General features: G+C 50.8%; 18 protein-coding genes. 7 read left to right on the top strand and 11 right to left on the bottom strand.

The genetic code is table 11. From position 1 onward, the window contains the following. Positions 1–7: 7 nt before the first annotated feature. The gene (locus DXU84_RS10440; RefSeq protein ID WP_119262103.1) at positions 8–532 is read right to left on the bottom strand and encodes a DUF721 domain-containing protein; all 525 of its coding nucleotides are present in this window, start codon (positions 530–532) and stop codon (positions 8–10) included. 26 nt (positions 533–558) lie between these two features. Here DXU84_RS10440 and secM point away from each other — a divergent pair, with 26 nt between their 5' ends. The 3 genes from secM to mutT all read left to right on the top strand — a co-directional run bounded on the left by secM (position 559) and on the right by mutT (position 4,399). Then, complete coding sequence (secM, locus tag DXU84_RS10435) at positions 559–1,086, top strand: secA translation cis-regulator SecM (protein WP_037033422.1); 528 nt, start codon at positions 559–561, stop codon at positions 1,084–1,086. Between the two features lie 80 nt (positions 1,087–1,166). Further along, positions 1,167–3,884: a preprotein translocase subunit SecA gene (gene secA / locus DXU84_RS10430; RefSeq protein ID WP_013577001.1), complete on the top strand. Its 2,718-nt coding sequence runs from the start codon at positions 1,167–1,169 to the stop codon at positions 3,882–3,884. 113 nt (positions 3,885–3,997) lie between these two features. Next, positions 3,998–4,399 carry an 8-oxo-dGTP diphosphatase MutT gene (gene mutT, locus DXU84_RS10425; protein WP_217217340.1) on the top strand — a complete coding sequence of 134 codons (402 nt, stop codon included), beginning with the start codon at positions 3,998–4,000 and terminating at the stop codon, positions 4,397–4,399. 69 nt (positions 4,400–4,468) lie between these two features. Here mutT and yacG read toward each other — a convergent pair whose 3' ends face one another. Genes yacG through coaE form a run of 3 tightly spaced genes read right to left on the bottom strand, consistent with a single transcriptional unit; the run spans position 4,469 to position 6,050 of the window. Next, positions 4,469–4,666: a DNA gyrase inhibitor YacG gene (gene yacG / locus DXU84_RS10420; protein WP_013576999.1), complete on the bottom strand. Its 198-nt coding sequence runs from the start codon at positions 4,664–4,666 to the stop codon at positions 4,469–4,471. A 9-nt stretch (positions 4,667–4,675) separates the two neighbouring features. Next, the gene (gene zapD, locus DXU84_RS10415) at positions 4,676–5,428 is read right to left on the bottom strand and encodes a cell division protein ZapD (RefSeq protein WP_112150989.1); all 753 of its coding nucleotides are present in this window, start codon (positions 5,426–5,428) and stop codon (positions 4,676–4,678) included. A 25-nt stretch (positions 5,429–5,453) separates the two neighbouring features. Further along, complete coding sequence (coaE, locus tag DXU84_RS10410) at positions 5,454–6,050, bottom strand: dephospho-CoA kinase (RefSeq protein WP_037033418.1); 597 nt, start codon at positions 6,048–6,050, stop codon at positions 5,454–5,456. A gap of 242 nt (positions 6,051–6,292) precedes the next feature. Between coaE and DXU84_RS10405 the strand changes: the two genes are divergently transcribed. After that, positions 6,293–7,336 carry a GMP reductase gene (locus DXU84_RS10405; RefSeq protein WP_126125175.1) on the top strand — a complete coding sequence of 348 codons (1,044 nt, stop codon included), beginning with the start codon at positions 6,293–6,295 and terminating at the stop codon, positions 7,334–7,336. A gap of 53 nt (positions 7,337–7,389) precedes the next feature. On the opposite strand, the gene hofC is transcribed toward DXU84_RS10405, so the two are convergent. The 4 genes from hofC to nadC form a co-directional block, all read right to left on the bottom strand. Continuing rightward, complete coding sequence (gene hofC / locus DXU84_RS10400; RefSeq protein ID WP_131638361.1) at positions 7,390–8,610, bottom strand: protein transport protein HofC; 1,221 nt, start codon at positions 8,608–8,610, stop codon at positions 7,390–7,392. Continuing rightward, positions 8,607–10,103, bottom strand: a complete 1,497-nt coding sequence (gspE, locus tag DXU84_RS10395) for a type II secretion system protein GspE (RefSeq protein WP_131638360.1) — start codon at positions 10,101–10,103, stop codon at positions 8,607–8,609. The genes hofC and gspE overlap by 4 nt, the downstream gene beginning before the upstream one ends. Beyond that, on the bottom strand, positions 10,103–10,549 hold the full coding sequence (gene ppdD, locus DXU84_RS10390; RefSeq protein WP_112150986.1) for a prepilin peptidase-dependent pilin: 447 nt from the start codon (positions 10,547–10,549) through the stop codon (positions 10,103–10,105). The genes gspE and ppdD overlap by 1 nt, the downstream gene beginning before the upstream one ends. A 292-nt stretch (positions 10,550–10,841) precedes the next feature. Next, on the bottom strand, positions 10,842–11,735 hold the full coding sequence (gene nadC, locus DXU84_RS10385; protein WP_013576992.1) for a carboxylating nicotinate-nucleotide diphosphorylase: 894 nt from the start codon (positions 11,733–11,735) through the stop codon (positions 10,842–10,844). A gap of 94 nt (positions 11,736–11,829) precedes the next feature. Between nadC and ampD the strand changes: the two genes are divergently transcribed. Both ampD and ampE read left to right on the top strand, forming a co-directional pair. Next, positions 11,830–12,402 (top strand): 1,6-anhydro-N-acetylmuramyl-L-alanine amidase AmpD, encoded by a 573-nt coding sequence (gene ampD / locus DXU84_RS10380; RefSeq protein ID WP_013576991.1) that lies wholly within the window; start codon positions 11,830–11,832, stop codon positions 12,400–12,402. 59 nt (positions 12,403–12,461) lie between these two features. Further along, positions 12,462–13,316: a beta-lactamase regulator AmpE gene (gene ampE, locus DXU84_RS10375; protein ID WP_112150985.1), complete on the top strand. Its 855-nt coding sequence runs from the start codon at positions 12,462–12,464 to the stop codon at positions 13,314–13,316. Between the two features lie 71 nt (positions 13,317–13,387). Here the strand turns inward: ampE and DXU84_RS10370 are convergent, their stop codons facing one another. From DXU84_RS10370 to aroP, 3 genes are all read right to left on the bottom strand, one after another. Further along, the gene (locus DXU84_RS10370) at positions 13,388–14,362 is read right to left on the bottom strand and encodes a family 43 glycosylhydrolase (RefSeq protein WP_153375621.1); all 975 of its coding nucleotides are present in this window, start codon (positions 14,360–14,362) and stop codon (positions 13,388–13,390) included. Next, positions 14,355–15,797: a glycoside-pentoside-hexuronide (GPH):cation symporter gene (locus tag DXU84_RS10365; RefSeq protein ID WP_153375619.1), complete on the bottom strand. Its 1,443-nt coding sequence runs from the start codon at positions 15,795–15,797 to the stop codon at positions 14,355–14,357. The genes DXU84_RS10370 and DXU84_RS10365 overlap by 8 nt, the downstream gene beginning before the upstream one ends. Before the next feature lie 216 nt (positions 15,798–16,013). Beyond that, the gene (gene aroP / locus DXU84_RS10360; RefSeq protein WP_015690460.1) at positions 16,014–17,384 is read right to left on the bottom strand and encodes an aromatic amino acid transporter AroP; all 1,371 of its coding nucleotides are present in this window, start codon (positions 17,382–17,384) and stop codon (positions 16,014–16,016) included. 429 nt (positions 17,385–17,813) lie between these two features. Here aroP and pdhR point away from each other — a divergent pair, with 429 nt between their 5' ends. After that, a complete protein-coding gene (pdhR, locus tag DXU84_RS10355; protein ID WP_013576986.1) occupies positions 17,814–18,584 on the top strand; it encodes a pyruvate dehydrogenase complex transcriptional repressor PdhR in 771 nt (256 codons plus the stop codon). The last annotated feature ends 107 nt before the right edge of the window (positions 18,585–18,691 follow it).

The following is an 18,691-nucleotide window of genomic DNA, read 5'->3' as shown; positions in this document are numbered from 1 at the left end:
TTTGGTATTACTTATTACGACTGGTTGATTTGGCACTCTCTCCGGCCAGGCCAGCCAGTCGTTCTAAAGCCTTTCTGAGTTTCTCTGGGCTACGGCTCGCAAGTCCCCTTAATTCTTCTGCACTCTGCGCGCTTAAATGCCTGACGGGCATAGATTCTGCAGCGATCGCTTTATTTTTAATCGCGATCTGCGAAGCATTTTCCATTTTCGCCATGAGCGAAGGATTAATCCTGATGTCGATTGATGACAATGATGGTAGAATTTGCGCTCGAAGTGCAGAGAGTAATGCGGGTTGTTCATAGCGTAATCGCATCATCCAGCTGGCATTAGCTATTTCAAGTACTAAAACTCCCTGTCGATAATTACCGACACGACACCATGGTTGCATGGGCGTCGGTAACAGACCTTTCACTGCGCGGTTGAGTTTCAATAACGCCGCAGCACGCTGTTGAACAATACGCAGCGGGCTTTGTTCAGTCGAAGAGGCATCATCGAACAGGATATCTAATAATTGTGGGCGACTATCGCGCATGATGGGCTCCGGCGGATTGTAAACTTGTGATTGGCATTCTAAATCGTTGGCGACAATTTGGCAGAAGGTATTTTTGGCCGCATCTCCTGTTGGGGATGGTCGCGGCAAGCCTTGGCGTGTCCACGAGCCTGTCGCAAACGGAACTGCCAGCGGTTCCTAATACGTCCTCAAGTCTAAATCGTCTTAACATCGCCAGTACAGGGCTGAGTAATCTTGCGTTACTCCAGGCGAATCGCCGCCCGGCTTTTGGTGTTGATTACTGGCAACAGCATGCATTACGCACGGTCATCCGTCATCTTTCTTTTGCTTTGGCCCCGCAGGTGGTTTACACCGTAGCGCAGCCGGAAGCAGAAATGCAGGCCGCTGAGCCGTTGCATGTTCAGCAACTCGCGTTGCTGGTTACCCTTAATGCTTTACTGACCCATGAGCCAAAACCTCCGGTTATCATCCGTCAGACGCAACAGCCATTCCTCCCTCTTGCTTCATCGCATCAAACCGGCCTGTGGTTAGCACAGGTGCAAGGCATTCGTGCCGGCCCGTTCTCTCTGATTTAACAGACTGTAATTCTAAACTCTATTTATAAATCAACAAATTATTGGCTGCATTTGGTGGCCTCCAAGAGATATTAAGCACTATGTTAATCAAATTATTGACCAAAGTTTTTGGTAGCCGTAACGACCGCACATTGCGCCGCATGCGTAAAGTGGTTGACCTGATCAACCGCATGGAACCTGAAATCCAAAAACTGACTGATGAGCAACTGCAGGCGAAAACCAATGAGTTCCGTGAGCGTCTGGCGAAAGGTGAAGTGCTGGAAAACCTGATCCCGGAAGCTTTTGCTGTGGTGCGTGAATCCAGTAAACGTGTCTTCGGGATGCGTCACTTTGACGTGCAGTTACTCGGCGGTATGGTACTGAACGAGCGTTGCATCGCAGAAATGCGTACCGGTGAAGGTAAAACGTTAACTGCAACCCTGCCCGCTTACCTGAACGCATTGAGCGGAAAGGGCGTTCACGTCGTCACTGTCAACGATTACCTGGCACAGCGTGACGCCGAAAATAACCGTCCGCTGTTTGAATTCCTTGGCTTGAGCATCGGAATTAACTTGCCAGGCATGCCTTCTCCGGCTAAACGTGCTGCTTACGCTGCTGATATCACTTACGGCACAAACAACGAATACGGTTTTGACTATCTGCGTGACAACATGGCATTCAGCCCTGAAGAACGCGTGCAACGTAAACTTCACTACGCGCTGGTGGATGAGGTTGACTCCATCCTGATCGATGAAGCACGTACTCCGCTGATTATCTCCGGCCCGGCCGAAGACAGCTCAGAAATGTATACCCGTGTGGATAAACTGATCCCTAAACTGATCCGCCAGGAAAAAGAAGATTCCGATTCCTTCCAGGGGGAAGGTCACTTCTCTGTTGATGAGAAATCACGTCAGGTTCACCTGACTGAACGTGGTCTGGTCCTGATCGAGGAATTGTTGGTTGAAGCCGGTATTATGGAAGAAGGTGAATCCCTGTATTCCCCGACTAACATCATGCTGATGCATCACGTGACCGCAGCACTGCGCGCACACGTCCTGTTCACCCGCGATGTCGATTACATCGTCAAAGACGGCGAAGTTATCATCGTTGACGAACACACCGGTCGTACCATGCAAGGTCGTCGCTGGTCAGACGGTCTGCATCAGGCGGTTGAAGCGAAAGAAGGCGTGGACATTCAGAACGAAAACCAGACACTGGCCTCCATTACTTTCCAGAACTACTTCCGTTTGTACGAAAAACTGGCCGGCATGACCGGTACTGCGGACACCGAAGCGTTCGAATTCAGCTCTATCTACAAGCTGGATACCATTGTTGTGCCAACTAACCGCCCTATGGTGCGTAAAGATATGGCCGACCTGGTGTACATGACTGAAATGGAAAAGATTGGCGCGATTATCGAAGATATCCGTCAGTGTACTGCCAAAGGCCAGCCGGTTCTGGTCGGTACTATTTCCATCGAAAAATCAGAAGTTGTTTCTAACGAACTGACCAAAGCAGGCATTGCGCACAGCGTTCTGAACGCCAAATTCCACGCTAAAGAAGCGGATATCGTCGCGCAGGCAGGCCAGCCAAGCGCAGTGACCATCGCTACTAACATGGCGGGTCGTGGTACCGATATCGTGCTGGGCGGCAGCTGGCAGGTTGAAGTTGAAAACCTGGGTGAAGAAGCCACCGATGAGAAAATTGCAGAAATCAAAGCTGCCTGGCAGATTCGCCACGACGCGGTTCTGGCTTCCGGCGGTTTGCATATTATTGGTACCGAGCGTCATGAATCCCGTCGTATTGATAACCAGCTGCGCGGCCGTGCGGGTCGTCAGGGTGATGCCGGTTCATCCCGCTTCTACCTGTCTATGGAAGATGCACTGATGCGTATTTTCGCCTCTGACCGTGTATCAAGCATGATGCGTAAACTGGGTATGAAACCGGGCGAAGCGATTGAGCATCCATGGGTGACCAAAGCGATTGCCAATGCGCAGCGTAAAGTCGAAAGCCGTAACTTCGATATCCGTAAGCAACTGCTGGAATACGATGATGTGGCAAGCGATCAGCGTCGTGCGATCTACAGCCAGCGTAACGAATTGCTGGACGTGTCTGATGTGAGCGAAACCATCGCCAGCATCCGTGAAGACGTGTTCAAAGCGACCATCGACAGCTACATTCCGCCACAGTCTCTGGAAGAAATGTGGGATGTACAGGGTTTGGAAGAACGTCTGAAAAAAGACTTCGAGCTGGAAATGCCGATTGCAGAATGGCTGGACAAAGAGCCGGAATTGCATGAAGAAACCCTGCGCGAACGTATCATGGAAATCGCGAAAGAATCTTACGCCCGTAAAGAAGAAGTGGTTGGCGCTGAAATGATGCGCAATTTTGAGAAAGGCGTGATGTTGCAAACGCTGGATTCTCTGTGGAAAGAACATCTGGCGGCAATGGATTACCTGCGTCAGGGCATCCATTTACGTGGTTACGCTCAAAAGGATCCTAAGCAGGAATACAAACGCGAATCCTTCGCGATGTTTGCTGCCATGCTGGAATCTCTGAAATATGAAGTGGTCAGCGTACTAAGCAAAGTTCAGGTTCGTATGCCTGAAGAAGTGGAAGCGATGGAAATTCAGCGTCGTGAAGAAGCTGAACGTCTGGCTCGTCAGCAGCAGCTTAGCCATCAGGATCAGCAAGAAATCGAAGTAGCCGAAGCTGCACGTCTTGCTTCTTCTGGTGATCGCAAAGTGGGTCGTAATGATCTCTGCCCGTGCGGTTCTGGTAAAAAATACAAACAATGCCATGGCCGTCTGCAAAAGTAAGATCTCCGGCTAAGTCATCGTGTTAATCTTGAAGGCGGCGTAATTGCCGCCTTTATTTTTGTCTAAAAGTCCCCATAAAGACAGTCATTGCAGTCAGCGGATAGGTGGAAACTGTGGCGCTTAAACAACTTAATATCGCAGCGGGCATTATCCGGAATGCCAGCAAAGAAATCTTTATCACTCAACGCGATGCATCATCACATATGGCGGGGTTCTGGGAGTTTCCGGGCGGTAAGATTGAAGCGGGTGAAACACCTGAACAGGCTGTTATTCGCGAATTACAGGAAGAGGTCGGCATTGATGCTAAATCTCCTGTGCTGCTGAAAACATTGGAGCACCAATTCCCGGATCGCATCATTACACTCTATTTTTTCCTGGTGGAAGACTGGCAGGGCGAGCCGTATGGCAAAGAAGGGCAGCCGAAGCGCTGGGTTGCGCAGGCCGATTTGAAAGAGGAGGAATTCCCTCCCGCCAACGAAGTGGTTGTTACAGCCCTCAAAAACAATCAGTACTGATTACGTGTAGAATTTGATGGCATATAGAAAAAGGGACCGAAGCCCCTTTTTCTATACCCGTTGTCTGGATTAAATCTCTTCTTCACTCCAGTCGTCCAGATCATTCACGTCACCCTTACTTGGGATGCGTTTCTCTTCATCGGCCCATTCGCCGAGATCAATAAGCTGGCAACGCTTGGAACAAAAAGGGCGGTAAGGGCTTTGTTCACCCCAAACCACGATTTTCTGACAGGTCGGGCAATTTACTTCAATGATTTCAGGGTCCATTTGCAACTCCTAGCAGCAGGCAAGTTCAAAATTCAGTCGCGCGGGAACCACGCCATGTTCGCTGTCGAGGGGTAAAAAGCGAATGGCATAACGGGTTTTATGCCCGGATACTTGCGGGTAAAGCTGATTTTCCATCGAGAGTCGCAATCGTAACAGATCTGCGCCTTCAGCGTTGTCCTGGAAAAAACCATTCAGACTGATTTGATTGCGAAACGCGCCTGACTGGCGGATCAGATCCAGTACCATCATGAGCGAATTATTCAGCGGAGCCAGTGTTTCGAGCCAGTTTTGCACTTCACGATCACGTTGTGATTGTGCCAGATGCAGCCAGATATGCAGTGTCGGCAAATCAAAGCTGCAACACCCGCCGGGGATACTCAGACGCTGGCGAACCAGGGCCATCAGGCGATCTTCCTTCAGCGCTTGCCCTATGCGTGGTGCTTTCATTAACACAGATGCACATTGCTTAAGCTCAGCGCGCAGCCCCTCGATCCTTGCTAAATCAACGCCCGGGACATCTTTCCATTGAGACAATTTTTGCTGCTGGCGCTCAAGCTCTTTCAGTAAATCGGTACGGACTTCACCACGTTCCAGTACATCCAGTAAATCTGAAGTGGTGCGAAAAAATAGCAGAGCAGAAGCAATATCAGTGAGTTGTGCGTTGGAATGCATCTGTTGCAACAAAAATTCGATGCGAAGCCAGGTGCGCATTTTCTCATTCAGTGGATGTTCAAAGAGAACGGTTGCAGCTACATCAGTCATGCTTGGCAATATCCTGTCTGTTTACTCACACCGCAAGTTGCAAATAGCGGTGATGTAGTTGGGCAACACGCGGTTCAATTAATTTCGGATCACCGCTGTTATCAATAATGTCATCCGCACAGGCCAGACGTTTTTCACGACTGACCTGTGCAGCAATAATACTTTCAGCCTGCTGGCGGCTGATGCCATCGCGCGACATCGTCCGGGAAAGTTGAATATGTGGCTCAACATCCACCACCAGAACGCGATTTGCTTGCGTCTGTAATCCATTTTCAATCAGCAGCGGTACGACCCAGAGCACGTACGGCGTCTGCGCCTCAGCAATCAAACGTTGTGTTCTGGCATGAATAATGGGGTGTAATAATTTATTAACCCATTCTTTTTCATCAGGATTGCTAAAAATCCGCGCCCGAAGGGCCGGGCGGTTCAGTGAGCCATCAGTGGAAATAATGCTTTCACCAAATCGCTGTCTTAATTCTTCCAGCGCTGGCTCACCTGGAGCAACGACCTGGCGGGCAATCACATCTGCATCGACAATGCTTACGCCATGACGGGCGAAGCTTTCGGAAACGGTACTTTTGCCACTACCGATACCCCCGGTCAATGCAACGATATAGCTCATGCTGGTGCTCTGATAAAATTAGTTAGGTAAATGATAAAGAGATTATGAGTAAGTGCAAGCCGTGGTGTTCTCGGTTTTGATGCGAAAAATTATTAATCTGCACAATCAAAAGTCTGTGATGAAGGTTGTAAAAGCCATCTTGCCGTTGTCATTTTCCTGTGTATGATAAAACCACTGGAAAGGGTGTGTAAAAATTTTTCGTGCACCCTAGCGACCCGTCGCCAAACCAGGACTAACCCGCCATGCGCATTGAAGAAGATTTAAAGTTAGGTTTTAAAGACGTACTCATCCGCCCTAAGCGTTCCACTCTCAAAAGTCGTTCCGAAGTTGAACTGGAGCGCACATTCACATTCAAACACTCAGGTTTTAACTGGTCCGGCACCCCGATTATTGCTGCGAACATGGATACCGTCGGCACATTCCGTATGGCGACCGTACTGGCGTCTTTTGGTTTGCTTACGGCCGTGCACAAACATTACACCGTAGAACAGTGGCAGGCATTCGTGACTTCCTCCGATGAATCCGTGCTGCGTAATATCATGGTATCGACCGGGACGTCAGAAGCTGATTTCGTTAAAACCCTGCAAATTCTTGCTTTGTCGCCTCTGCTGAAGTTTGTTTGCCTGGATGTCGCTAATGGTTATTCCGAGCACTTTGTGGGTTTCCTGCAACGTGTACGCGAAGCTTGCCCCGATAAAGTCATTTGTGCAGGCAACGTGGTGACCGGTGAAATGGTGGAAGAACTTATTCTTTCTGGCGCGGATATTGTAAAAGTCGGCATCGGCCCGGGATCGGTATGTACGACTCGCGTAAAAACCGGCGTGGGATATCCGCAGCTTTCTGCTGTTATCGAATGTGCTGATGCTGCTCACGGTCTGGGCGGACAGATTGTCAGCGATGGCGGCTGTGCTGTTCCGGGTGACGTGGCAAAAGCGTTCGGCGGCGGTGCTGATTTCGTTATGCTTGGCGGGATGCTGGCTGCGCATGACGAGTGTGAAGGCACGGTCGTTGAAGAGAATGGCGAAAAATTCATGCTTTTCTACGGTATGAGTTCAGAATCTGCGATGAAACGCCACGTCGGCGGTGTTGCTGAATACCGCGCAGCGGAAGGTAAAACAGTCAAATTGCCTCTGCGCGGTCCGGTTGAAAACACCGTGCGTGACATTCTCGGTGGGCTGCGTTCTGCCTGTACTTACGTCGGTGCAGAGCGCCTGAAAGAACTGACCAAACGTACAACCTTCATCCGCGTTGCGGAACAGGAAAACCGTCTGTTCGGCAGTAAGTAAGGATATGACCATAATGGCGGCGAAACATTTTTCGCCGCTTTTTCCTCTTTGATTTATCCCATAACCGAACCTAGCTGGAAAATTGGCAGATACATCGCAATCACCAGCCCACCGACAATCACCCCCATTACGGCCATGAGTACCGGCTCAATCGTTTGTGACAACGTTTCTGCCAGCGAGTTAGCTTTGTCATGATGCAGATATGCGAGTTTCAGCAGTAACTCGTCCAGAGACCCTGATTCTTCACCGATTTTTATCAGCTGATGACATAAGGTCGGGAACAGTGGCGACTGTACAAAAGCTTTGTGTAACGGTGTTCCTTGCATGATTTGCTCACGTATCTGGTTCAGTGCGGCCTGAAAATGCAGATTGGACATTGATGCAGACGCTGCTGCCAGCCCGGCAATTAACGTCATGCCCGCCTGTTGTGTCATTGCCAGCGTTTGAAATATCTGGCTGAGGCAACTGTCTGTCACCAGTCGTGACGTCAGAGGTAACCTGAGCAGTAACATCTGCTCACGCAGTTGCCAGTGCTTAAGCGGGTGCAACTTCTGCAGATAGCCGAAACAACAAAACGAAAAAGTACCCACCAGCCAGGGGCCGATGCTGATGAGGGCATCAGAAGCAATGACCAGCATGCGTGTAAACCAGGGGAGTTCGGCATCAAAGGAAGCATAGATTTTGGCAAACTCAGGCAATACTAAAGTCAGCATCAGCAGAGTGACCACGATAGCGATAACGCTAACAATCAGCGGATACCGCAACGCCTTTTTTACTTTGCTTCTTAATTCAGCCTGTTGTTCCTGCTGAGTCGCCAGTTGCAGGCAGCATTTGTCCAGTTGTCCCGTTAGCTCACCAATAGAAATTATCTGTCTGTAAATATCAGGAAATACATCGGGATAATGATTCAGTGTTACCGACAGCGGTTTTCCTTCGCGAACGCCTTTCGCAACATTTGACAGTACACAATGCCACGCGGGTTTCGGGTGCTCGTTGGCCAGCAACGTCAGGCTATTGACCAGCGGTAGCCCGGCTTGTAGCAGCGTTGCAAGTTGCCTGACGAATGCAACACGTTCCTGATTTTTCCAGAAACGTCGTCCCAATCGCTGCTTCATTCTGATTTTCAGCGGTTGCAATCCAGCAGCAAAAAGCTGCTGGTAAATGCCGTCCTTACCCACCTCAATGCAGTGATCTTGCTGAAGGCTTCCCAGAGTGTCGATAGCCTGCCAGTGATATAACCGCCAGGACTGAGGTGCGCCGCCGTCAGTTTTCATGTATCCGCGCCTTCACCGGTAACACGATAAAGTTCTTCAAGTGAGGTGATCCCTTGTTCGACCAGCGCCATACCGGCTTCCTGCAACGTTTTTTGCCCTTGTTCGCGGGCAATCTTACTCAACTCATTGACACTTGCCTCTGCCACCAGCGCCTGTTGTAAACCGGGTGTTATGTTCAGCGTTTCATAAATACCGGTGCGTCCGTAATAGCCCGAAAAGCATTGATGGCATCCTGCAGGTAGCCACAACTGCATGTGTCCGCTGCTGCCATCAGCACCTTTTTCGACCAGTGATACATGCGGTTTACGGCAATGCGGGCAGAGTTTTCGTACCAGCCGCTGGGCAATAACCAGACGCAAGCTGGCAGCAATATGAAAACCTTCAATCCCCATCTGTTGCAGGCGGGTCAGTGTTTCGCAAGTGGAATTGGTATGCAGTGTTGAGAGCACCAGATGTCCGGTCTGAGCGGCTTTTACCGCGATTTCGGCCGTTTCTTTATCGCGGATCTCTCCGACCATAATCACATCAGGATCCTGACGTAATAACGCACGCAGGACACTGGCAAAACTGAGGTCTGTTTTGCTGTTAATCTGGGTCTGATTGATGCCACTGACCGGGATCTCAATCGGGTCTTCCACGCTGCAAATATTGCGGGAGATGGCATTAAGATGACGAAGACCACTGTAAAGCGTGACCGTTTTTCCGCTGCCTGTCGGGCCGGTGACCAGAATTAGCCCTTGTGGATGTTTAAGCGCAGCTTTGAAATAGTCCAGATCCCGTGGTGTGAAGCCCAGTTGAGGCATAGAGAGATCCTGCTGAGTCATATGCAGAATGCGCAGCACGATCTTTTCGCCGTGTAAGGTCGGCAGAGAAGATACTCTCATGGAATATCTCTGATTTTGCAGCATGACTGAGAGCTGGCCATCTTGGGGTAACCGTCGCTCAGCGACATTCAACTGCCCCATAATCTTTAGTCGTGCGCACACGCCCGCTGCCATCGAAAATTCAGGTCCGGGGACTTCCTGCAATACTCCGTCAATTCGCATACGAACCCGGAAACTGTGCTCGTACGGCTCAAAGTGTATATCTGAAGCCCTGCGGGTGATGGCCTGCCTGAGTATCTGATTGAGAGAATTAATGACCGGCGCATCACTCTGATTATTCAGTTCATTGTTTTCATCGCTTTGCGCGGATGACCACGATTCGTCTGCGGCCGTTTTTTTCTTTATTTCTGAATTTCCTTGCTCCATGACTTGTTCAAGCCGCGTTTGTGGCCAGCGTTCAAGCTGCACTTTTAAGCCAGTGGTAAAGCGCAGTACATTACTTAAGGCATCCGTGTCTGCTTCTGTTTCATGGCATGCAACATGAAGAGTCTGGTTGTCGCGATGCAATACAACGGCTTTATAGCGCTGACACAGTGCTTCAAGTGACGCTTCGCTTTGCAGGCGATCATTATCGGGCGGAGACTCGGGGCGCCGTGGCATATCACTCATTATGGCGCTCCTGTGGTGTCAAACCGAAAAACGCTTTCGCAAGCTTCAACCATCGAAGTATTACTGGCATTGGTGCAGATTCTGCTCCATGTGATACCGCCCGCCTGATTATCCCGGACCGGTGTCATCACAACGCTGAGACCGTCCAGTGCCTGCTGACCTGTCAGTGAAATTACGCCCGCATTAACCTGAATCTGGCTGACATAACGACTGGTAGCTGCCGCCGGAATTCCCTGACTGCCGGCGCTGCAATTCGTCAGCGCCCCCGTATCGATGACGCACAGTTCGACGCCGGTTTTGTAGGGCACCATAATTTGCAGCATGTCAGTCATGGCTGCTTTCTGGATATAACTCTGGTAAGCGGGTATGCCGATGGCACTCAGGATCGCAATAATCGCGATCACTACCATCAGTTCAATGAGGGTAAATCCTTGTTGCCGTTTCATGGCGTTCTCCGTTTCGTAAGACTGCGTGGTTGTTTCTCAGGCAGCAAACTAAACGGAGAAAAAGCCTGACTCCAGCGCTATTGCTGGCTTTTCCATGACATCTGCCAGGATAAATATGTATGCCAGCAAGGCAGGAAAAACATATGTGCGATGTCTCGCAACAATAAAGATGAAATGAAAAAGGGGGTGGTGTTCAGAAAGGGTGAATGCGAGGGTAGTGCGGCAAGATGAAATAGATCGCAAGAATTCGTGTTGCCCCTCGAAAGGAACTCAGGGGGCAACAGCGCAGCGATTAGCTGAAGCGCATGGAAAGATCCATGGCCCTGACATGCTTGGTCAGCGCGCCGACAGAAATGTAATCCACGCCGGTTTCCGCGAATTCGCGGAGCGTTTTTTCCGTCACGTTACCGGAGACTTCAAGTAGCGCACGACCTGCGGTGAGGGCAACGCCTTCGCGCATCATCGGCACAGTGAAGTTATCCAGCATGATAATGTCAGCACCCGCATCCAGCGCCTGCTGAAGTTCATCCATGGATTCGACTTCTACCTCGACGGGCACGTCGGCGTGGATCCATAAGGCGCGTTCTACGGCGGCTTTTATCGAGCCACAGGCAATGATGTGGTTTTCTTTAATCAGAAATGCATCGGCAAGACCAAGGCGGTGATTGCTTCCGCCACCGCATAACACGGCATATTTCAGTGCCGTACGCAGGCCAGGCAAGGTTTTCCGGGTATCGAGCAACTGAGTTTTTGTGCCCTCAAGGATTTTCACATAGTGATTCACTTCGGTTGCCACACCGGACAGGGTTTGCACGAAGTTAAGAGCGGTACGCTCACCGGTCAGCAGCATGCGTGCGGAGCCTGAGAGTTCACATAAGGTCTGGTTTTCAGAAACGTGGTCGCCGTCTTTGACATGCCATTTGACGGTGATTTTATCGCCTGCCAGTTGGAGAAAGACTTCGTCCAGCCAGCGCTGGCCGCAGAAAATACCGGCTTCGCGGGTAATGATGGTGGCGTTAGCATTTTTGTCTTGCGGCAACAGTTGAGCAGTTAAGTCATTGTTGGCATTGGCTTCGCCCCCAAGATCCTCACCGAGAGCCTGAGTAACAAGAGAAGGAATATCATTCTGGATACGTTCGAGTAACTGTGCGCGGCGACTTTCACGGCTGTAGCTGCGGGTAGACATACAAATACTCCGAAATGGCGGATAAGAAGGACAAAAAAACATGCTACCCTGTTGCTGTGATAAGTACCACCTGAGCACATCATTGAGGTCTTTGATGCACTTAAAACAAGGCTGGATAACAGAAGCCCGGCAGGTCGTTTCCCCTCATTTTGATCTCCGTCCTGAAGATGAAATTCCCTCATTGCTGGTGATCCATAACATCAGTTTGCCGCCTGGAAAATTCGGCGGTCCTTATATTGATCAATTGTTTACCGGTACGCTGAATCCGCAGGATGATCCTTATTTTGAAGGAATCAGCCACTTACGCGTTGCTGCGCATTGTTTAATTCGTCGTGATGGCGAGATTGTGCAATATGTGCCCTTTGATAAACGCGCCTGGCATGCGGGTGTATCCAGCTGGCGGGGGCGTGAGCGCTGTAATGATTTTTCGATTGGTATTGAGCTGGAAGGGACGGATTTTGAGCCTTTTACTGATGCGCAATATCGCAACCTGGTTGCCGTTACTGAGTTGTTAATGAAGCATTATCCCATTAGTCTTGAAGCGATTACCGGACACAGTGATATTGCTCCCGGGCGTAAGACCGATCCCGGCCCTGAATTCGACTGGGCATTTTATCGCAAGCTGTTAGCGCTGCCGGTAGGGCAGAATGACCTTTCTGACCTGTAATTAACCGGTTTTCGGTTTCGTTTTTACGGGTGTGATGTGTTGAGAGAGAGTGACAATCGATGACGTTATTTACTTTGCTCCTGGTGCTGGCTTGGGAACGCTTGTTCAAACTGGGTGAACACTGGCAGTTGGATCATCGGTTTGAGGTGATTTTCCGCCGTGGCCGGCAGGCTTCTCTGGCTAAAACGCTGGTCATTACGATTGTCTGGATGGTGATCATCTGGGCAGTATTGCGCGCAGTGCAGGGGATCTTCTTCGGGGTGCCAACCCTGATTTTGTGGGTGATTTTATGTCTGCTGTGTATTGGCGCTGGCATCAAACGCAAGCATTACCGTGCCTACCTTAAGTCCGCCCGTCAGGGCGATGCTGATGCCTGTAAGGAAATGGCAGAAGAGCTGGCCTTGATCCACGGGTTGCCGACAGATTGCAGCGAAGAAGCCCGGCTGAGAGAGCTGCAAAATGCGCTGCTTTGGATTAACTACCGTTACTATCTCGGGCCGTTGTTCTGGTTCGTGGTTTGTGGGCCTTACGGACCGATAGCGCTGGGCGGTTATGCCGTATTGCGCGGTTACCAGACCTGGCTGGCGCGCCATATGCCGCCGTTGAAACGTTCGCAGTCCGGCGTGGATGCCCTGTTACATATTCTCGACTGGATCCCTGTTCGTCTGGCCGGCGTGGCTTATGCATTGCTTGGTCATGGCGAGAAAGCCTTACCGGCCTGGTTTGCTTCGCTGGGCGATATTCACTCTTCGCAATACCATGTATTAACGCGGCTGGCGCAGTTCTCTCTGGCGCGCGATCCGCATACCGATCCGGTACAGACACCTCGCGCTGCTGTGAGCCTCGCGCGTAAAGTGACGATGATAATCCTGGTGGTTGTAGCGCTGCTGACGATTTACGGCACCTTGATTTAATTCTCTTTTATCATCCGATATTGCATAAAAAAGCCCGGTACATTTTTAGTGTCCGGGCTTTTTGCTTTTTGTCAGTGCTGTTTTTGTAACGTCAGCGGACGGTTATCGGCGGCGGGTTCTCCGAAATCGGGCATGCCATTCTCGTCCCAGCGGAAGGTTTTAATGCGCGTATGCCGGTTCGGGTCGTACAGCGGATCACCCTCAATTTCAGTGTAGTTTCGGGCATGATATACCAGCACGTCTGCGCCCTGTTCGTTGCGAGTGAAGCTGTTATGTCCCGGCCCGAACTGCCGGTTCTGGGCCTGCGTGGTGAATACCGGACGCTGGGATTTATGCCAGTTCACCGGATCCATCAGATTGCTGTTGATGTCTGCAGTGAGGAGGCCGATACAGTAATTTTCGTCGGTGGCGCTGGCGGAATAGGTGATGAAAATTTTATCACCGTGTTTGATCACCGCCGGTCCCTCATTAACCCAAAAACCGATGATTTCCCAGTCCAGCTCCGGCTTGCTGAGCATGACGGGCGGTGATTTCAGCGTCCACGGGTTTTCCATTTCGGCCAGATACAAATTGGAGTTTCCGCGAATTTCCGGGTCTTTCTGCGCCCACAGATAATAGCTTTTGCCCTGATGCTCAAAGTGCGTGGCATCGAGCGAGAAGCTGTCGATCGGCGTCTGGATCCGGCCTTTCTCCTGCCATTTCCCTGTGAGCGGATCCGCCTCTTCACACACCAGCGCATACATTCTGTGCTGGAATAAGCCGTCAACAATCTCCTGTGAGGGGGCGGCCGCGTAATAGATCACCCATTGTCCGTCGATAAAATGCAACTCCGGTGCCCAGATAAGTGCGCTCATCGGGCCGGTATCAGGTTTATGCCAGACAATGGTGGCTGGCGCGTCGGCAAGCCCTGTCAGCGTTGGCGAGCGGCGGATCTCCAGCCGGTCATATTCAGGCACTGATGCGATAAAGTAATAGTTTCCGTCGTTGTGCAGCCAGATATGCGGATCTGCACGTTGCTCAATCAGCGGGTTGGGATAATTACTCATGTTTCAGCTCCTTGCTGGCCAGTGGGACGCTGAGTGCTTCTGCGTCCTGTGCATTTTTCTCGTCGTGATATTCATTCAGCTCGCGGTAATTACGGCGGCGAATCTCCAGATCTGTCTGAATGGTACGCATGGTTTCGCGATCAACTTTCAGTAAGCGTACAACACCGGCAGTGATGAGGTAGCCCACGCCAGGAATGACGGTGAACAACAACATGATGCCGTTGATGGCATGGTCGCTTTGCTGCGTTGCGCTGGCATTGTAGCCATACGCGGAGAGCAGGAAGCCGACCATCGCGCCCGCTACCGCCAGTCCGCATTTCAGGAAGAACAGGTTACCGGAGAAGCTGATGCCGGTAACACGTTTGCCGGTTTTCCATTCGCCGTAATCGTCAACGTCGGCCATCAGCGACCAGTGCAGCGGGGAAGGGAGCTGGTGCATGATGTTGAGGATGAAGTACGCTACCAGAATAAGCGTGGTGGCGTGCGGGTCGAGGAAATAGAATCCGCAGGAGAAAATGGTCAGGATGATATTGGCCCAGAAGAACACTTTCAGTTTGCAGTATTTATCGGTCAGCGGTTTTGCCAGTGCACTGCCGATCATCATGCCCACCACGCCGAGGCTGATAAACATGCTGGCAAAGGATGTGGATTTTTCCATTACCCAGGTGACGTAATACATAGTGGCTGCCATACGGATAAAGCCCGGGCACACGTTGCAGAACGTCAGCAGCAGGATGCGTACCCACTGGTCGTTTTTCCACACATCTTTCAGGTCAGATTTTAAGGCATGTTTTGACGGTACCGCAGGCTGAATACGTTCTTTTACCGAGCTGAAGCAGAACAGGAACATGAACAGCGCGATGATTGCCATCACCCCCATCGACATCTGATAGCCCTTGGCTTTGTCTGCGCCACCGAAAAAGTCGGCCATCGGCAGTAAGGTGGAAGACAGGATCAGCGTCGCGATCCCTACCATAAAGAAGCGGTAAGACTGGCAGGCAACACGCTCATGCGGATCGGCAGTAATGACGCCGCCCAGCGAGCAGTAGGGGATGTTGATGGCGGTGTAAGTCAGGGACATCAGGAAGTAGGTTACAAACGCATAGATAACTTTGCTGTTGTAACTCCATTCTGGTGTGGTGAACATCAGCACACTGAACAGTACGTATGGCACCGAAACCCATAACAAATACGGGCGGAATCGTCCCCAGCGGGTGGTGGTACGGTCAGCAATCGCGCCCATAATCGGGTCGGTGACGGCGTCGATAACACGCACTGATAGCAGCAATACGCCAACCAGTGCCGGGGCTAAACCGAAGATATCTGTGTAAAAATAATTAAGAAACAGCATGATGGCGCCGCCAATCATATTGCAGCCCGCATCCCCCATTCCGTACGCCACTTTCTCTTTGAACGACAGTGCGCCTTCCTTCATGGATGTTCTCTCCGGATTGTGGATAAAAGGATTTTGTTAAAAAACTGTTTGTTAGCCCTGAGTATTGGCCGGAGAAGGGAAGAGGGGTCAGGAGGTAAGAGTCATGAAGATGGACATTTTGGTCATACGGGAGGAAATGTGACGTACCTAACAAAGCGCCCCGGTAAGTCTTCACTTAACCGGGGCGCTTTTTCGTTTCAATTTTAAAACGAATACTTAAGCGTTAACGGATTTCCCGCTTTGCTGATTTTTGACCCAGTAACCGATGGCCAGAACTACCAGCCACACCGGGATCAGCCATACGGAGATCGCCATGCCCGGGGTGATAGCCATGATCACCAGAATTGCCGCCATAAACAGCAGGCAGATGTAGTTACCCAGCGGATACAGCAGCGCTTTGAACTTAGGTTCCACGCCTTCACGACGTTTCGCCTGACGGAATTTGATGTGCGCCAGGCTGATCATCGCCCAGTTGATCACCAGTGCAGACACCACCAGAGCCATCAGCAGACCAAACGCTTCACCCGGCATCAGGTAGTTAATCAGAACACACAGCGCTGTGGTGGCAGCAGAAACGAGGATAGAAGCCACCGGCACGCCGCGCTTGTCGACGTTGAGCAATGCTTTAGGCGCGTTGCCTTGCTGAGCCAGACCAAACAACATGCGGCTGTTGCAGTAAACACAGCTGTTATAAACCGACAGCGCTGCCGTCAGGATCACCACGTTCAGAGCATTCGCTACCAGTGCATCACCCAGGTCATGGAAGATCAGCACAAACGGGCTGGTATCCGGCCCGACACGGGTCCATGGCATCAGGGAAAGCAGGACGGCAAGTGAGCCCACATAGAAAATCAGAATACGGTAGATAACCTGATTGGTTGCTTTAGGAATGCTGGTTTCCGGATTATCCGCTTCAGCAGCAGTAATCCCGACCAGTTCCAGGCCACCGAAAGAGAACATGATGATCGCCATCATCATCACCAGCCCGGTCATGCCATGAGGCAGGAAACCGCCTTGCTCCCACAGGTTGCGAACTGTTGCCTGAGGGCCTGCCGTGTCGCTGAACAGCAGCCAGCCACCGAACAGAATCATCGCCACCACGGCAACCACTTTGATGATCGCAAACCAGAACTCCATCTCGCCAAACACTTTAACGTTAGTCAGGTTGATAGCGTTGATCAGCACGAAGAAAACCGCAGCAGAAGCCCATGTCGGGATTTCCGGCCACCAGAATTGAATATATTTACCGACGGCAGTCAGTTCGGCCATCGCGACCAGAACGTACAGCACCCAGTAATTCCAGCCGGAAGCAAAACCCGCAAATCCGCCCCAGTATTTATAGGCAAAATGACTGAATGAACCGGCAACCGGTTCTTCAACCACCATTTCACCCAACTGACGCATAATTAAGAATGCGATAAAACCCGCAATGGCATAACCGAGAATAATCCCCGGCCCTGCGGACTGAATGACGGAAGCACTGCCCAGAAACAGCCCTGTACCGACGGCCCCACCTAATGCAATCAACTGGATATGCCGGTTTTTGAGACCGCGCTTCAGCTCATCGCCTTGTTGTTGATCAACCATTTACCTGTCCTCTGTCATTGGGGCAAAACCCATAACATTCTGTGTGTTAGAGAGAATGTAAGGCGATAATTACACTTTTTGTATCTAATTATTTACGGCTGGATTGTGCCTAAAAATCAGGATCATCTACCGTTCGGGCAAGAATAATGTTATGCGGAAAAGTTTGCACGGGGTTTATGCATCATCTGCATAACAAATAGCCAAATTGACTGTAAATTTGTTCAGGATCCATAAAATGTGATCTGAGGCCGGGTAAAAAAGATAAATGATAAAAATTTGTTAAAATGTGCGGGGTCGACGCATTTACTGGGTAGCCATATGGACACAAGGTGAATACTTTGTTACTTTACGGCCACGTTTTTTAAATTGGTATTACCAATTGACTCCGGCAACTTAACAGAGTCGCTACTCGCAGAGAACCGCACATATATGGCTTACAGCAAAATCCGACAGCCTAAGTTATCCGATGTGATCGAGCAGCAACTTGAGTTTCTGATCCTCGAAGGCACCTTGAGACCCGGGGAAAAGCTTCCGCCAGAGCGCGAACTTGCCAAACAGTTTGATGTATCGCGACCTTCTCTCAGAGAGGCAATCCAAAGCCTGGAAGGGAAGGGGCTACTCCTGCGCCGTCAGGGTGGTGGTACTTTCGTACAAAGTAACCTGTGGCAAAGCGTGAGTGATCCGCTGGCTGAGTTACTGGCCGACCATCCTGAATCACAATTCGATCTCCTTGAAACACGACACGCCCTTGAAGGTATCGCTGCGTATTACGCGGCGCTTCGTGGCACAGAGGAAGATCTGCAGCGCATTCGCGATTGTCACGTGGTCATTCAGACCGCACAAGACAGCGGAGATCTGGACGCAGAAGCCGACGCGGTTATGCAGTATCAGGTCGCTGTAACAGAAGCAGCCCATAATGTGGTGCTGCTGCATCTGGTTCGCTGTATGGGGCCGATGCTCGAGAAGAATGTTCGACAGAACTTTGAATTGCTTTACTCACGCCGGGAAATGCTGGCGACGGTAAGCAACCACCGCGCCAGTATTTTCGAGGCGATTGTTGCACGGGAACCAGAAATAGCGCGTGCCGCATCTCACCGTCACCTGGCGTTCATTGAAGAAGTTTTGCTGGATCTCAGCAGGGAACACACCCGGCGGGATCGGTCTTTACGACGGCTCCAGCAACGAAAAGATGAAAGTTAACCATCAGGGTTAATTTTTAGAGCCTTCATTTGAGGGCTCACGGCAACTACATGACGGGCCTGTCTTCGTGCGTTCTCTTAGCGGCGAAGCGCGTTTTAGAAAGAGCG

It is taken from the genome of Rahnella sp. RcJ3, assembly GCF_009498575.1.
GTDB lineage: Bacteria > Pseudomonadota > Gammaproteobacteria > Enterobacterales > Enterobacteriaceae > Rahnella > Rahnella aceris.
This window is presented reverse-complemented; position numbering and strand designations above follow the sequence as displayed.

Excerpts from the sequence above, each read along its gene's own strand:
- DXU84_RS10440 (WP_119262103.1), bottom strand. The coding sequence starts at position 532 with ATGCGCGATAGTCGCCCACAATTATTAGATATCCTGTTCGATGATGCC.
- secA (WP_013577001.1), top strand. The coding sequence starts at position 1,167 with ATGTTAATCAAATTATTGACCAAAGTTTTTGGTAGCCGTAACGACCGC.
- yacG (WP_013576999.1), bottom strand. The coding sequence starts at position 4,666 with ATGGACCCTGAAATCATTGAAGTAAATTGCCCGACCTGTCAGAAAATC.
- zapD (WP_112150989.1), bottom strand. The coding sequence starts at position 5,428 with ATGACTGATGTAGCTGCAACCGTTCTCTTTGAACATCCACTGAATGAG.
- coaE (WP_037033418.1), bottom strand. The coding sequence starts at position 6,050 with ATGAGCTATATCGTTGCATTGACCGGGGGTATCGGTAGTGGCAAAAGT.
- DXU84_RS10405 (WP_126125175.1), top strand. The coding sequence starts at position 6,293 with ATGCGCATTGAAGAAGATTTAAAGTTAGGTTTTAAAGACGTACTCATC.
- hofC (WP_131638361.1), bottom strand. The coding sequence starts at position 8,610 with ATGAAAACTGACGGCGGCGCACCTCAGTCCTGGCGGTTATATCACTGG.
- gspE (WP_131638360.1), bottom strand. The coding sequence starts at position 10,103 with ATGAGTGATATGCCACGGCGCCCCGAGTCTCCGCCCGATAATGATCGC.
- ppdD (WP_112150986.1), bottom strand. The coding sequence starts at position 10,549 with ATGAAACGGCAACAAGGATTTACCCTCATTGAACTGATGGTAGTGATC.
- nadC (WP_013576992.1), bottom strand. The coding sequence starts at position 11,735 with ATGTCTACCCGCAGCTACAGCCGTGAAAGTCGCCGCGCACAGTTACTC.
- ampD (WP_013576991.1), top strand. The coding sequence starts at position 11,830 with ATGCACTTAAAACAAGGCTGGATAACAGAAGCCCGGCAGGTCGTTTCC.
- ampE (WP_112150985.1), top strand. The coding sequence starts at position 12,462 with ATGACGTTATTTACTTTGCTCCTGGTGCTGGCTTGGGAACGCTTGTTC.
- DXU84_RS10370 (WP_153375621.1), bottom strand. The coding sequence starts at position 14,362 with ATGAGTAATTATCCCAACCCGCTGATTGAGCAACGTGCAGATCCGCAT.
- DXU84_RS10365 (WP_153375619.1), bottom strand. The coding sequence starts at position 15,797 with ATGAAGGAAGGCGCACTGTCGTTCAAAGAGAAAGTGGCGTACGGAATG.
- aroP (WP_015690460.1), bottom strand. The coding sequence starts at position 17,384 with ATGGTTGATCAACAACAAGGCGATGAGCTGAAGCGCGGTCTCAAAAAC.
- pdhR (WP_013576986.1), top strand. The coding sequence starts at position 17,814 with ATGGCTTACAGCAAAATCCGACAGCCTAAGTTATCCGATGTGATCGAG.